Origin of the sequence: Mycolicibacterium baixiangningiae (assembly GCF_016313185.1) — a bacterium.
GTDB classification, from domain to species: Bacteria; Actinomycetota; Actinomycetes; order Mycobacteriales; family Mycobacteriaceae; genus Mycobacterium; species Mycobacterium baixiangningiae.
Genome location: NZ_CP066218.1, coordinates 2711269 through 2725448, shown reverse-complemented (window position 1 = coordinate 2725448; position 14180 = coordinate 2711269). Strand labels below are relative to the sequence as shown.

General features: G+C 66.8%; 14 protein-coding genes and 1 tRNA gene. 6 read left to right on the top strand and 9 right to left on the bottom strand.

Annotated features, from left to right (window positions below; genetic code table 11):
• The first annotated feature begins 40 nt into the window (after positions 1–40).
• The 4 genes from I7X18_RS12710 to I7X18_RS12695 all read left to right on the top strand — a co-directional run bounded on the left by I7X18_RS12710 (position 41) and on the right by I7X18_RS12695 (position 3210).
• Positions 41–484, top strand: a complete 444-nt coding sequence (locus tag I7X18_RS12710; RefSeq protein WP_193047547.1) for a Zn-ribbon domain-containing OB-fold protein — start codon at positions 41–43, stop codon at positions 482–484.
• Positions 477–1709, top strand: a complete 1233-nt coding sequence (locus I7X18_RS12705; RefSeq protein WP_193047546.1) for a lipid-transfer protein — start codon at positions 477–479, stop codon at positions 1707–1709. The genes I7X18_RS12710 and I7X18_RS12705 overlap by 8 nt, the downstream gene beginning before the upstream one ends.
• A gap of 182 nt (positions 1710–1891) precedes the next feature.
• Entirely contained in the window at positions 1892–2320 is a 429-nt protein-coding gene (locus I7X18_RS12700) for an acyl-CoA dehydrogenase family protein (RefSeq protein WP_193047545.1), read from the top strand.
• A gap of 350 nt (positions 2321–2670) precedes the next feature.
• Positions 2671–3210 (top strand): sigma-70 family RNA polymerase sigma factor, encoded by a 540-nt coding sequence (locus I7X18_RS12695; protein ID WP_232375466.1) that lies wholly within the window; start codon positions 2671–2673, stop codon positions 3208–3210.
• 11 nt (positions 3211–3221) lie between these two features.
• Here I7X18_RS12695 and I7X18_RS12690 read toward each other — a convergent pair whose 3' ends face one another.
• From I7X18_RS12690 to I7X18_RS12660, 7 genes are all read right to left on the bottom strand, one after another.
• Positions 3222–3752: a hypothetical protein gene (locus I7X18_RS12690; RefSeq protein ID WP_193047543.1), complete on the bottom strand. Its 531-nt coding sequence runs from the start codon at positions 3750–3752 to the stop codon at positions 3222–3224.
• A gap of 72 nt (positions 3753–3824) precedes the next feature.
• Positions 3825–4568: an ABC transporter ATP-binding protein gene (locus I7X18_RS12685; RefSeq protein WP_193047542.1), complete on the bottom strand. Its 744-nt coding sequence runs from the start codon at positions 4566–4568 to the stop codon at positions 3825–3827.
• Positions 4552–5379, bottom strand: coding sequence for an ABC transporter ATP-binding protein (locus tag I7X18_RS12680; protein ID WP_193047541.1), 828 nt, complete (start codon positions 5377–5379; stop codon positions 4552–4554). Before I7X18_RS12680 ends, I7X18_RS12685 begins: the two co-directional genes overlap by 17 nt.
• Positions 5376–6581: a branched-chain amino acid ABC transporter permease gene (locus I7X18_RS12675; protein WP_193047540.1), complete on the bottom strand. Its 1206-nt coding sequence runs from the start codon at positions 6579–6581 to the stop codon at positions 5376–5378. The genes I7X18_RS12680 and I7X18_RS12675 overlap by 4 nt, the downstream gene beginning before the upstream one ends.
• Positions 6578–7615: a branched-chain amino acid ABC transporter permease gene (locus tag I7X18_RS12670; protein ID WP_193047539.1), complete on the bottom strand. Its 1038-nt coding sequence runs from the start codon at positions 7613–7615 to the stop codon at positions 6578–6580. The genes I7X18_RS12675 and I7X18_RS12670 overlap by 4 nt, the downstream gene beginning before the upstream one ends.
• A gap of 81 nt (positions 7616–7696) precedes the next feature.
• On the bottom strand, positions 7697–8908 hold the full coding sequence (locus tag I7X18_RS12665) for a branched-chain amino acid ABC transporter substrate-binding protein (RefSeq protein WP_193047538.1): 1212 nt from the start codon (positions 8906–8908) through the stop codon (positions 7697–7699).
• Positions 8909–9098: 190 nt separating this feature from the next.
• Entirely contained in the window at positions 9099–9722 is a 624-nt protein-coding gene (locus I7X18_RS12660; RefSeq protein ID WP_193047537.1) for a two-component system response regulator PdtaR, read from the bottom strand.
• A gap of 80 nt (positions 9723–9802) precedes the next feature.
• On the opposite strand from I7X18_RS12660, the gene I7X18_RS12655 reads away from it, so the two are divergent.
• Positions 9803–9876 (top strand) — tRNA-Leu (locus I7X18_RS12655).
• Between the two features lie 13 nt (positions 9877–9889).
• Here I7X18_RS12655 and I7X18_RS12650 read toward each other — a convergent pair.
• Positions 9890–11236: a lipase family protein gene (locus I7X18_RS12650; protein WP_193047618.1), complete on the bottom strand. Its 1347-nt coding sequence runs from the start codon at positions 11234–11236 to the stop codon at positions 9890–9892.
• A gap of 182 nt (positions 11237–11418) precedes the next feature.
• On the opposite strand from I7X18_RS12650, the gene I7X18_RS12645 reads away from it, so the two are divergent.
• Positions 11419–12705 carry an HNH endonuclease gene (locus I7X18_RS12645; protein ID WP_193047536.1) on the top strand — a complete coding sequence of 429 codons (1287 nt, stop codon included), beginning with the start codon at positions 11419–11421 and terminating at the stop codon, positions 12703–12705.
• 31 nt (positions 12706–12736) lie between these two features.
• Here the strand turns inward: I7X18_RS12645 and I7X18_RS12640 are convergent, their stop codons facing one another.
• Positions 12737–14179 (bottom strand): sodium:solute symporter family protein, encoded by a 1443-nt coding sequence (locus I7X18_RS12640; RefSeq protein ID WP_193047535.1) that lies wholly within the window; start codon positions 14177–14179, stop codon positions 12737–12739.
• Between the last annotated feature and the right edge of the window lies 1 nt (position 14180).

The following is a 14180-nucleotide window of genomic DNA, read 5'->3' as shown; positions in this document are numbered from 1 at the left end:
CACGTTTCAGTTTTGCCCCGCGTCTGGGTACGCTGACCGCGTGTCAGCAGCTTCCACGCAACCGGCGATCGACGGCTGGTTCGCCACCGAAGGGTCCGGCGGGGCCCGTCTGATCGGCGGCAAATGCCATCAGTGCGGGACCTACGTCTTCCCGCCGCGGGCCAACAACTGCCCGAACCCCGGATGTGACGGCGATGAGCTCGCGCAGGTTCCGCTGTCCCGACGCGGGAAGCTGTGGAGCTACACCGAGAACCGCTACGCACCCCCGCCGCCCTACCCGTCGCCAGATCCGTTCGCGCCCTTCGCCGTTGCCGCCGTCGAGCTGGCCGAGGAAGGCCTGATCGTGCTCGGCAAGGTGGTCGAGGGGACGTTGGCCGCCGATCTGAAGGTGGGTATGGAGATGGAGTTGACCACCATGCCGCTGTTCACCGACGACGACGGTGTCGAACGCATCGTGCACGCATGGAGGATCGCTGATGCCTGAGTCATCCCCCGAGTCGCTTCGCTCCTGCCCGCCGGAACCTGTCTACATCCTCGGCGCAGGCATGCACCCATGGGGCAAGTGGGGCAACGACTTCACCGAGTACGGCGTGGTCGCCGCGCGCGCCGCGCTGGCCGAGGCCGGTATGGACTGGCGCCAGATCCAATTGGTCGCCGGCGCCGACACCATTCGCAACGGCTACCCCGGATTCGTCGCCGGTGCGACCTTCGCCCAGAAGCTGGGATGGAACGGCGTACCGGTCACCTCGAGTTACGCCGCGTGCGCGAGCGGGTCGCAGGCCCTGCAGAGCGCACGTGCGCAGATCCTCGCCGGCTTCTGCGATGTCGCGCTGGTGATCGGTGCGGACACCACGCCGAAAGGCTTCTTCGCGCCCGTCGGCGGTGAACGCCGCAACGATCCGGACTGGCAGCGTTTTCATCTGATCGGCGCCACCAACCCCGTGTACTTCGCGATGCTGGCGCGCCGGCGGATGGACCTCTACGGCGCGACGCTCGAGGATTTCGCCGCGGTGAAGGTGAAGAACGCCCGCCACGGCCTGGAGAATCCGAACGCGCGGTTCCGCAAGGAGACCTCGGTCGAGGACGTGCTGGCCAGCCCTGTCGTCTCCGATCCGCTTCGCCTGCTGGACATCTGCGCGACGTCCGACGGTGCGGCCGCATTGATCGTCGCCAGTAAGTCGTTCGCCGAGAAGCACCTCGGATCAGTCGAGGGGGTGCCGTCGGTGCGAGCAGTGAGCCTTCAGACACCGCAATACCCTCAGCACCTCCCCGAATTGCCTGACATCGCCACCGATTCCACCGCGGTCGTGCCCGCACCCGACCGTGTGTTCAAGGATCAAATCCTCGACGCTGCGTACGCCGAGGCGGGTGTCGGACCCGAGGACCTCAGCCTCGCCGAGGTCTACGACCTGTCCACCGCCCTCGAACTCGACTGGTATGAGCACCTCGGGCTGTGCGCCAAGGGTGAGGCCGAGGAACTCCTACGCAGCGGTGCCACCACGATCGGCGGCCGGATCCCGGTCAACCCGTCGGGCGGGCTGGCGTGCTTCGGCGAGGCCATCCCCGCCCAGGCGATCGCTCAGGTCTGCGAATTGACCTGGCAGCTCAAAGGACAGGCCACTGGGCGCCAGGTGGAGAACGCCACGGTCGGCGTGACCGCCAATCAGGGCTTGTTCGGCCACGGCTCGTCGGTGATCGTCGCGCGCTGAATCGGTTGCTGATATTGCGCCGGCGCGTGAATCAGCCGAGCGATTCGCGCGTCTTGCATAGTGTGACCGACTCCTACTCAACCAACGCGACGATTTCACCGCCGGTCGACCCCGCACTCCTTCCAGAGCTGCTGCGTCCGACCATCGAGTCCACACGGGCCGAGGGTGAGTGCGGGCGAGACGTGCCGGCGGTCGACGCGACCGTCGCACTGGCCACCCGCAAGGCGTCGGCGACCGGCTCTTACCTGGCCGACGAAGCACACGCCCAGTACACGATCGCGAAGGCGGACACCGCAATCGCTGCGTCGCGCGCGCTGATGTTCCGCAGAATTGAAACGTTACAACTCGCTGCCGAACGTCACGCCGTGGTGACCCTGCAGCAGCGGGCTGGGCTTCGGGCGGCGATGACCCACGCCGCGGAAGTGAGCCGCGAGGCACTGGTCGCCATGTACGAGGTGGCGGGCTCGTCTGCCCTGTACCGGGACAACCCGGTAGAACGGGGATTTCGCGACGGCATGGCGGTACTGCAGCACACCAACCATTCCCGGGGCTTCATGCGAGCCGCCGGCCGGGTGCGCCTCGGACGCGATCCCGGCGTCCCCCTCTTCTGACGACGGCGGAGCCATGGCGAGGGTCCGCGTCATCGCACTTCGTTGCGAACTCAACTGACCCCACCAGGGAATATCAAGGTGATATATTGCATTTCACAGGCTGTGCCACTGGTTCAGCGAAGTCATGGGCAGTTCGGGGGGTGGCCGTCGTGACGGCCGATCGGGCTCGGGGCCGGCCGACGCACGTAACGAGGCGCGAAGCCCTGACCGGCGCCACTCCCGCGCCGAAGGAATCGCGCCTTTCACACAGACAACTGATAGGGAAACCGATGCCGGATCCAACCAATCGCGAAGACAGACATGCGCGCGGTGGCCGCATATGCAGGTTCGAACACGAGGTGAGGCCGCTGATGAAGGACCTGCATCGGTCCGCGTACTCCTACACCCGCAACGTCGCCGACGCCGAAGACCTGGTTCAGGAGACGCTGCTGCGAGCCTTCCGGGCGTTCGACTCCCTGAGCGGCGAGTACCGACTCAAGGCGTGGCTACTGTCCATCATGCGCAACGCCTGGATCAGCAGATACCGGGCGAGTATGCGGCGCCCGGCCGAGACGCTCGTGGGAGATCTACACGACGGCCACGTCGACAGTAAAGCGCTCAATTCCGATACGCACTCAGCCGAACACCTCGTCCTGCGGGACATGCCGGATCCGCAACTCGTCGACGCACTGGTGGCATTGCCGGAATCGCTGCGCCTCACCGTGTATTACGTTGCGGTGGTAGGTCTCTCGTGCCATGAGGTGGCCGCGGTGATGAGTGTCCCGAAGGGGACGGTGATGTCCAGGATGTACCGGAGTCGGCTGCACCTGCGCCGCCTCCTCGGGGCTTACCCTCCCCTGGCCGCGCTCGAGGAGGCAACGACCATGGCCCCCCAGGGCCAACCGGTGTGAGCGGATGTCAATCAGCATGATTCGACCACGTCCATAGATTCGACGAGCCGCAAAGGGACCCTTACGAGCTCGCCACGAACGTCGACACTCAGTGCGCCGCCCCGGATCTGCTGGAGGGTGCCGCAGGCGAATCCCGTCGACGTGGTCACCGCGACCTCTGGCGCCGTCACCGCCGTGTCGGTACGGGTGTTCGGCCACCACCAGGTCAGCGCCGCGATCGCCGTCGAACCCACCGCGATGAACGTGACGACGATTCCGACGACGAGCCTGCGCGTCTCCGCTGTCTGAGATACCGGGCGCCGGGCCACCGGATGTGCGACAGTCGCGACCAGCATGACCCCGACCAGGGCGAGCACCAGACCGCAGAGCGCGGCGATCGCACCGAGGTCCTGCAGCCACGGCGGACGATTCCCACCGTCGGCACCTCCGCTGAAAACCCCGCAGAGACCGACGAATCCGAGGACGCCGACCTGCAGCTTCTGCCATTCGCGCGCGGATTCCTGCGCGAGACCGAGACCACCGTAGGGACTGCCGTTCGACATCGCGCCACCATTTCGACTCTTTGCACCGTCAAAGTGATGAACGACGCGCAGCGCCGATGCGATTCCCCTGGGTCAGGCCACGCCGAGATAGGCAGCGCGAATGCTGTCGTCGTGCAGCAGTTCCCGGGCGTTGCCCGTCCGGGTGACCTCACCGGTCTCGAGGATGTAGGCCCGGTCGGAGCGCGACAGCGCCTGCTGAGCGTTCTGCTCCACGAGCAGCACCGTGGTGCCCTGGGCATTGATGTCGGCGATGATCTTGAAGATCTGCGAGATCACCATGGGCGCGAGACCCATCGACGGCTCGTCGAGGAGCAGCACCTTGGGCCGCGCCATCAGCGAGCGACCGATCGCCAGCATCTGCTGTTCGCCGCCGGACAGCGTGCCGCCCACCTGGGCACGCCGTTCGGCCAGCCGCGGGAAAGTCTCGAAGACCCAGTCGAGCCGCTCACGGTGCTCCGCCTTCGTCGCGAATTTCCGCGCATAGCAACCCATCTCGAGGTTCTCTGTCACGGTCATGCCGGGGAACACGCCCCGACCCTCCGGCGCCTGGATCAAACCGTCGGCCACCCGGCGGTGCGCCTTCACCCGCGAGACGTCACGCCCGTCGAACCACACCGAACCCGAGGTGAGCGGTCGCAATCCGGAGATCGCCCGCATCATCGTGGTCTTACCCGCGCCGTTGGACCCCAGCAGCGTGACCAGTTCGCCTTCGTGGACCTTGAGCGACACCCCGTGCAGCGCACGGATCCGGCCGTAGTGCACGACGATGTCGCGTACCTCGAGCAGCACCTTGCGTGGCTCAACCGATTTCGTCATCAGGCACTCCAAGGTAGGCGGCGATGACTTTCGGGTCCTCGCGGATCGCGGCCGGCAGCCCGTCGGCGATCTTGCGCCCGAACTCCAGCACCACGATCCGGTCGGTCACGCCCATCACCAATCGCATGTCGTGTTCGATCAGCAGCACGGTGTAGCCGTCGTCGCGGATCTTGCGGATCAGCTCGATCAGCGCGGCCTTCTCCGCGGGGTTGAACCCCGCTGCCGGTTCGTCGAGGCACAGCAGTTTGGGTTCGGTCGCCAGTGCGCGGGCGATCTCGAGTCGCCGCTGGTCGCCGTAGGGCAGGTTCTTCGCCTTCTCCTCACCGCGGTGCGCGATGCCGACGAAGTGGAGCAGTGCGGCCGACCGTTCGATCGCCGACTTCTCTTCCCGCCGGTGCCGCGGCGTGCGGACCAGCGCACCAGGCACGGAGGTCAGATGCCGCGCATCGGTACCCACCATGACGTTCTCCAGCGCCGTCATCTCACCGAACAGCCGGATGTTCTGGAAGGTACGCGCGATGCCGCGACGGGTGATCTGGTGACGTTTAATCCGTCCCAGCGGTTTGCCGTCGAACGTGACGGAGCCCGAACTGGGCCGGTACACACCGGTGATCGCGTTGAAGCACGTGGTCTTGCCGGCGCCGTTCGGACCGATCAGGCCGAGGATCTCGCCGCGGCGGATGTCGAAGGACACCGCGTCCAGCGCGGTCAGCCCGCCGAACTTGACCGTCAGATCGTGTGTCTCCAGCAGCGACTCGCCCTCGGCGGCGTTGATCTCCCGATGGACGCCCGAGAGGTCCTCGATGGTCATCGCACCGCTCCTTCGTTCTCACCGGGGGGCCTGTGCAACAGGTCGCGCGCCGCCCTGCCGTAGGTGAGCAGTTGCTGGCGCACCGGGAACAGCCCCTGGGGGCGGAAGATCATCAGGACCACCAGCGCCATACCGAAGAACAGGTATTTCAGGTCGCCGAGGTTGATGCCCAGGAAGTGCACGCCCAGTAGGCGGTTCGGCAGGTAGACGATGATGAACGCACCGAAGACCACTCCGAGCTTGTTGCCCTGCCCGCCGAGGACCACTGCGCACAGGAACAGCATCGAGTTGATGATGTTGAAGGTCGGCGGCGCCACGTACTGCACCTGGCCGGCGTACAGGGCTCCGGAGAGCCCGCCGATCGCAGCGCCGATGACGAACGCCCACAGCTTGAAGCGGAAGGTGTTGACGCCCATCACTTCGGCGGCGTCCTCGTCTTCGCGGACCGCCACCCACGCCCGGCCGACCCGGCTGCGTTCGAGGTTGCCCACCAGCAGCAGGATGCCGACGATCAGCACCAGCCCGAGCCAGAACCACCAGGTGCCGTAATTGGCGTCACCCGACGAGTTCGCGCTGGAGAACACGCCTTCGGGTAGCCGCTCGCTCTCCGCCACGCGCGGGTACTCGACCTCGTTGAGCCCGCGGGGCCCGTTGGTGACATCGGAGAGATTGTCGGCGAGCAACCTGATGATCTCTCCGAATCCGAGGGTGACGATCGCCAGATAGTCACCGCGCAGTCGCAGTGTCGGCGTGCCGAGGATGAGGCCCGCCAGGGCTGTCACCGCCATGGCCAACGGCACACAGGCCAGCCACGCCCAGTCCGTGGCGAACCAACCGTCGGGACCCGACTGGTTCCACGGGCTGCTCGGACTGGTCAGCAACGCGACGGTGTACGCACCGACCGCGTAGAACCCGACGTAGCCGAGGTCGAGCAGGCCGGCCTGTCCCACAACGACATTGAGGCCTATCGCGATTATCGCCACCATCGCGAACTGGGCCATGGTGCCGCCGAAGCTGATACCGGGTGTGTCCAGGAACGAGGGGGTGAAGATCGGCAGCAGGGCCAGCAGCCCGAACAGCAGCACCCCGAACAGCCACTTGCCCGGCCGGCTCAATTCCGACCACCAGGCCCGCAGCCCGTCTCCGGGAGCGAGCAACCTGCTCGCGCCCGAGGTGCTCACTTCTCCTTTGTTGTCGCTCATGCCCTGGCCTTTCCGAGGCTCTCACCGAGTATCCCGGTGGGACGGATCAGCAGCACCAGCACCAGCAGGACGAAAGCCACCACGTCACGCCACTGGGTGCCGAACACTGCCTGGCCCCAGTTCTCCATGACACCCAGGATGAGACCGCCGAGCAGCGCACCGCGCAGGTTTCCGATACCACCGAGCACCGCCGCCGAGAACGCCTTGATGCCGAGCAGGAAACCGCCCGAATAGATGATGCCCTGAGGCACTTTGAGTGTGTACAGCAGCGCCGCCGCACCGGCCAGCAGACCGCCGATCATGAAGGTCAGCATGATCACTCGTTCGCGTGACACCCCCATCAGCGTCGCGGTGTTGGGGTCTTGGGCCACCGCGCGGATACCGCGCCCGAACTTGGTCCGGTTGATGGCGATGTCGGTGAGCAGCGCGAAGAACAGGGCCGCCCCAATGATCACCAGCGTGACGTTGGAGACCGAAGCCCCGAAGATCTCGAACTGAGTCTTCGGTTGCACCAGCGTGATCGGCTGCTGGGCGTTGCTGCCGCCGTAGCCGTCGATGATCTTCGGCAGGATGAAGTGGACGAATTCCTGCAGCACGAACGACATGCCGATCGCCGTGATGAGGAAGGTCAACGGTCGCGCTCCGCGTCGTCGCAGCGGCCGGTAGGCCACCGCCTCCAGACCGACGGCCGCCGATCCGGATACGAGCATCGCGAACAGCATCGCGATCGCCAGGTAGAGCACCGTTAGCGCGATGCCTTTGTTGTAGGCGTTGCCCGACGGTGTGAAACCGAGAATGAAGTCCAGGCAGAAGTAGGCGCCGAACATCCCGAGCATGAAGATCTCGGAGTGCGCGAAGTTGATCAGCCGCAGGACACCGAACACCAGGGTGTAGCCGACCGCCACCAGAGCGTAGATCGCGCCCCAGGACAAGCCGTCGATCGTCAACTGCCAGAATCCGTCTCGCAGACCTTCCAGGTTGAAGTTGATATTGGCCGCCAGACAGGCGTACTGGTCGACGCACTCGGCGATCATCGGTATGACGGGCTCCTCGGCGCGGGCTTCCAACGAAACGCGTCCGAGCCGGATGGTCTCGGACGCGTCTCGTCGATTCGGTTACTGAACCTTGTACATCCAGATCAGCGTGGTGGTGAGCTCACCCTGAGGCGTCCACTGGTAGTTACGTCCCACGCCCTGACCGTTGTAGTTGCGCACGTAGTCGAGCAGCGCCTGGCGGGTGATCGCACCGGAGTCGATGCCCTTGACCAGGATGGTGCCAAGGTCGTAGCCCTCGGTGCTGTAGGTCCCCGGCTCCTGGCCGAACTTCTGGGTGTACTCCTCGGCGAAGCCGCCGGTGGCCGGGCCGCACGGGCAGGCCAGCAGGGCATCCTTCGACGACTCGCCGGCCTGCTTGACGAACTCGGGATCCTTGGTGCCGTCGGCGCTGACGAAGACGCCCTCGAATCCGCCGTCCTTGAGCTGCTGGACGAACGGGGCGGCTTCGGCGTAGTACCCGCTGAAGAAGACCGACTGCGGGCTCGCTCCGTTCACCTGCGTGACGGCGGCCGAGAAGTCCTTGTCGCCCTTCTTCACCGAGATGTTGCACGCCGGGTCGGCGACCGGCCCGAGGGTCTCCCGGACCGCCTGCGCGAGGCCTAGACCGTAGTCGGTGCTGTCATCGACGACGCAGACCTTCTGGTGGCTGAGCGTGTTCTTCAGGTAGTTGGCGACCGACGGTCCCTGCACGCCGTCGTTGGCCAGGCCACGGAAGAACGTCCGCCACCCCTTCTCCGACAGCGTGACGTTAGTGGCCGAGGCGGTGGCCGCGACCAGGCCGGCCTGGTTGAAGACGTCACCGGTGGCGTTGGTCTCGCCGGAGAACGCGGGCCCGACAAGGCCAATCGTGTACTGATCGTCGACGATCTGGGGGGCGATGGCGCTGGCCTTCTGCGGGTCGCCCTCGGTGTCGAACGTCTTGAGCTGGACCTGGCAGCCGGGGTTGGCCGCGTTGTGCTTGTCGACGGCCAGCTGCACGCCGTTCTTGATGTTGATGCCCAGAGCCGCGTCCGGGCCGTTGAGCGCGCCGGCCATCGCGATCGACAGCGGCGGGCAGGTCGCCTTGCCGTCACCGGCCGGATCGGCCGGGGCGGCGCCCGAGGCGGCCGTGACCTCCGTGCCATTCTCGTCGATTTGGACTTGCTCGACGATCTTCAGATTCGTCTGCGCCGCTTCCTCTTCGGGTGTCGACTGACTGCAGCCGCCAAGGGCGAGCGCCAACAGCCCCGCGCTACCGAGAGCAAATGCGTTCCGTGCCACGCGACCGCGCACGTTTCACCTCCTGGTCGATGTATGTCGTCGGCATCGACTCCCGTAGCCGGACCGGCCTGGGCGCTGACGCTTCCGGTAGAACATAGCCAACACCCGGCCATGGTGCGCGATGTTGGAAAAGGCGTGGCGCGTCCGCGGCGGTGAATCGCGACTGCCGAAACCCGATGTTTACCCACAGGCGCATTTCTAGCTAGCCGGCCGACGGCTCGCTCTTCGGGCTGTCCAACGTCTCCAGCACCACTTCGGCCACCCGCTTCATCGTGGTCCTCCGGTCCATCGCGGCGCGCTGGATCCACTTGAAGGCTTCCGGCTCGGTCATCCCCTGGTTGGCCTGCAGCAAACCCTTCGCACGCTCGACGAGCTTGCGGGTCTCGAGCCGCTCCGAAAGCGTCGCGACCTCCTCCTCGAGGGCGTGGATCTCGCTGAAGCGGCTGACCGCCACCTCGATCGCCGGGATCAGGTCGTTGACGTTGAACGGTTTGACCAGATACGCCATCGCTCCGGCGTCGCGGGCCTTCTCCACGAGTTCGCGTTGGCTGAACGCGGTCAGGATGACGATCGGGGCGATCCGCTTGCCCGCGATCTCCGATGCGGCGTCGATCCCGTCGCGGCGCGGCATCTTGACGTCCATGATGACGAGGTCGGGTTTGAGCGCTTCGGCGAGTTCGACGGCCTCTTGCCCGTCGCCGGCCTCACCGACGACTTCGTAACCCTCCTCGCGCAGCATTTCGGCCAGATCCATCCGGATGAGCGCCTCGTCTTCGGCGATGAGCACGCGGCGCGGCGTCGGCGCGTCGGTCGGTGAGCCGGTCATGGATGTCATTGTGGCGGTAACCCGGGCGATCAGCGACCGCGGGGCCATCCTCTATGGTGGGAGACCGCACGCCGGCGACCGCCCCTGTATCCCAACTGGCAGAGGAAACGGATTCAAAACCCGTACAGTGTGAGTTCGAATCTCACCAGGGGCACTCAAGACCGCGGCTACTCATCCAACTGAGACAGCGGCCGGCGCTCCACCCCGCGACCGGCGATGACCTTGCCGCTGACCACAGCGAGCCGAGCCATTCCCCGGTAGGTCGACGGGTTCAACAGTGTGGGCCAGGTGGTCCGGGCGCGACGCTCGTCGAGCGGACGGCCCTGGAACCGGTCGCGGAGCCACCGCAGCGACATCGGCGCCGAAAGAGGATGCAGCAGAATGTGTTCGCAGAACCGGTCCCGGTGGTAGGTGACGTCGGTACCTCCGAGGGCGTAGGTCTGTGCCAGTTGGTCGATATCGCTGACCGAGATGATGCGGTCGTGGACGGCCTGGACGATGAGCACAGGCATCTTGGGAGCGGCGGTGCCGAGTCGGATGTTGTCGAAGACGTGCCGGACCTCCGGCAGGTCGAGGACCTCGTCGAGCGGTCTTGTCAGCATCGTCGCCATGTCCGTCTTGGCGAGTCGAACCACCGCGTGCGCGGTCGTCATCCTGGGTAGTTTTTCGAACGTCGCCTTCCCTTCGGCGGTGAGGTGTTGCTCGATGACCGCACGGAATTCCGGGTAGGTGTGCGTCAGCGCGACGACCACCATCACCGGCAGCCCGGCGAAGAACTTGCCGTTGAGACGGTGATAGGTGTTGCCGAGGTCGCCGACCGGTGATCCCAACACGGCGGCGACGACGTTGAGTTCGGGCGCGTAGCCGTCGTACATCTCGGCGGCCCATGCGGTGGCCAGACCGCCGCCGGAGTAGCCCCACAGGCCGATCGGCGCTGTCGACGACAGTTGCAGGGGCTCGAAGTTCAGTGCGGCGCGAAGACCGTCGAGCACATAGTGTCCCGGTTCGAACGGCGCCCCGAACACGCCGTGGGGTCCGCCGTGGTCGGGCACCGACACGGCCCAGCCCTCGGCGAGTACCGCGGCGATGAGCAGCAGTTCGATCTGCGCGAGAGCGCCCGCCGCCTTGGCCCGGCGACGCAGGGCGTACGAGGGAAAGCAGCGGCCCGCCACCGCGTCGATGGCACATTGATACGACACGATCGGACAGGGTTCGGTGCGCTCAGCCGGTGCGAGGACGGTCGTGACCGTGGTCTGCGCATTGTTCGCCATGTCGGTCGTCCGGTAGAGCAACTGTGTCGCGGTGAACCGTTGCGGGATCAGGCCGAGGAACGCCAACTGCACATCACGTGAGCGCAGCACCGTCCCGGGTTCCGCGCGTTCGTACCCTGCCGGCGGTCGATAGAAGGGGTCGTCACCCGGCAGAAGCGGGCGGACGCCGGCACCCACGGGCTCGTGCGGGGCCGCGTCGCACCATTCGCCACGGCCATCGACAGGCTCGCTGATCACGTCCATGGTCATCTGTTACCCCGCCCAGACCGGCATACACGCTATGTGCCGACGGCCACGGTTTGCCGGGGGCCGGCGCGGGCACCGGAAGGCCGCCGCCGCGCGCTGGTGGGCTCGGGGTTGTCGGGGGACCCGGATGTGCCGCATCAGCGGGGAGGCGTGTCGGTGTCGCCGGTATACTCGTACACATGTTCGAACTCGAGGTGTTGGCGGCGGCGGATCCGCTGGCCGATGAGGCTGCGCTGGTCGCCCGCATCAGCCACCTCGAGCACGTCAAAGCCGCCGCCGCGGCCGGGCAGGCCCGCGCCGCGGCCGCACTCGACACCGCGCGACGGGCCCGGGAAGCCGCCGCCGGGGTGCCCGCAGCCAAGCGTGGCCGCGGGCTAGCCAGCGAAGTCGCCCTCGCCCGCCGCGATTCGCCGGCCCGCGGAGGCAGACACCTGGGCTTCGCCAAGGCATTGGTGTTCGAGATGCCCCACACCTTGAGGGCGTTGGAGCGTGGAGTGCTCTCGGAGTGGCGGGCAACGCTGATCGTGAAAGAGTCAGCCTGCCTGAGCGTCGAACACCGCCGGCAGCTCGACGCCGAAATGTGCGCCGACGTTTCGCGCCTCGAAGGCAAGGGCGACAAAGGCATCGAAGCGGCGGCCAAGACGATCGCCTACCGGCTCGACCCGCAGGCTGTGGTCGACCGGGCCACCAGAGCTCCTTCCGAACGCACCGTCACCTGCCGCCCCGCCCCCGACACCATGGTCTATGTGACCGCCCTGCTGCCCGTCGGTCAAGGCGTCAGCGTCTACGCCGCCCTGAAGCGAAGCGCCGACACCACCTTCGACGACCGCTCCCGCGGTCAGGTCATGGCCGACACGCTCGTCGAACGGGTGACCGGAACGCCCGCCGAGGTGGCCGCGCCGGTGGCGGTGAACCTGGTGATGACCGACCGCAGCCTGGTCGCCGGCGATCCGGAGCCGGCCGTGCTCACCGGCTACGGACCCATCCCCGCCGCGGTCGCCCGCCAGATGACGGCGGCCGCGGTCACCGACCCCCGCTCGGCGGCCACGCTGCGCCGGCTCTACCGCCGCGGCGGGGCGCTGGTCGCGATGGAATCGCGGGCGCGGCGGTTCCCGAAAGGGTTGGCCACCTTCATCACCCTCCGCGACCAGACCTGCCGCACGCCGTACTGCGACGCCCCGATCCGCCACATCGACCACGCCCACCCCCGCCGCGACGGTGGACCCACCAACGCGATCAACGGCCAGGGCAAGTGTGAACGCTGCAACTACGACAAAGAGGCCCCTGGCTGGCAGGTCTCGGGGGCCGACGGGGGCGGTGCGCGCTCGGCGGAGTTCGTCACACCCACCGGGACGCGGTACCGATCCACCGCACCTCCGTTACCCGGCACACCCGCCATCACCGTGGCCAGCATCGCCGTCCGCGTCAAGGTCGACGTCGACGCCATGCGCTGCCACGCCGCCTAGCCCGCGGAGACGCTATGTGCCGCAACGACGCTCATGCGGTCTGGGCGGGCTCCTTCGGCTCGGCCCGACTGCGCCGGTCCCACTCCGCGAGGACCGCGGGATCGGTCGGCCTGGACAGCAGGCTGCCGGCGAGGTACACCAGCAGACCAGATCCCAGCCCCACGTAGATCGGCTCGTTGGCGAAGATGTCGCCGACGACGGCCATGGTCACCAGTGTCGCGACCGTCCCGACCGCCATCGCCGCGACCGCACCGATGTTGGTGCCGCGGCGCCACACCAGTCCACCCAGGATCGGCACCAGCAGTCCGCCGACCAGGATGTCGTAGGCGACGGTCAACGCCGCGACGACGTCCTGGAGCACACAGGCGATGACCACCATCAGCACACCGAAACCGGCGACGTAGAGCCTGTTGTTGCGGATGTGGTCGTCTTCGCTGCCCGCCTCGATATCGCGGTGCAGCAGGCGCGCCACGATGTCCTGACTGAAAACGGTCGCGGTGGCGATCAGAGCGCCACTCGATGTGGACATCACCGCCGCCAGCGCCGCGGCCAGCACCAGACCCGCCAGCCCAGGCGGCAACTGCATCTCGACGAACTGTGCGAACGCGTCGTCGCGGGATTCCAGTTCCGGCAGCAACACCTTGGCCGCCATGCCGATCACCGCGCCGGCGACCGCGTACAGCAGGCAGTACACGCCGGCACCCGCCCCCGCCCATCGGGCCACGCCCGGGCTCCGGGCGGTGAAGACGCGCTGCCAGATGTCCTGTCCGATCAGCAGACCGAAGGTGTAGATGACGAAGTACGTGAGAATGGTGTCGCCGCCGATGGCGGTCAGCGACGTGGCGTCGGCCGGCAGCTTGTCGGCCAGGCCGTCCCATCCGCCGGTCCTGGCCAGCGCCACCGGCAGCAGAATGAAGAAGATGCCGATCGTCTTGATCACGAACTGCACGAAGTCGGTCAGCGTGATCGACCACATCCCACCGAGCGTCGAGTAGATGATCACCACGCTGCCGCCGAGGATGATGGCGGGCACCTTGCCGATGTCGAACAGCGCCCCGAAGATCGTCGAGTACGCGATGGTCGACGTCACTGACAGCATCAGCGTGTAGCCCCACATCACGACACCGGACAACACCGAAGACCCTGGTCCGTAACGCAATTCGAGCATCTGGCTGACGGTGTAGACGCGCAGCCGCTGGATGCGCCCGGCGAACAGCAGGCTCAGCGCGAGGATGCCGACGCCGATGGCGACCACCAGCCACATGCCGGAGATGCCGTACTGGTAGCCCAGCCCGACCCCGCCGATCGTCGACGCGCCGCCGAGCACGATGGCCGCCATGGTGCCCGAGTAGAGCAGCGGCCCCAACCGGCGGCCCGCGACGAGGAAGTCCGATTGTGTTGTGGCGCGGCGCTTTCCCCAGAAGCCGAAGGCGATCATGCCGACGAGGTAGATCACGACGATCGCGATGTCCATG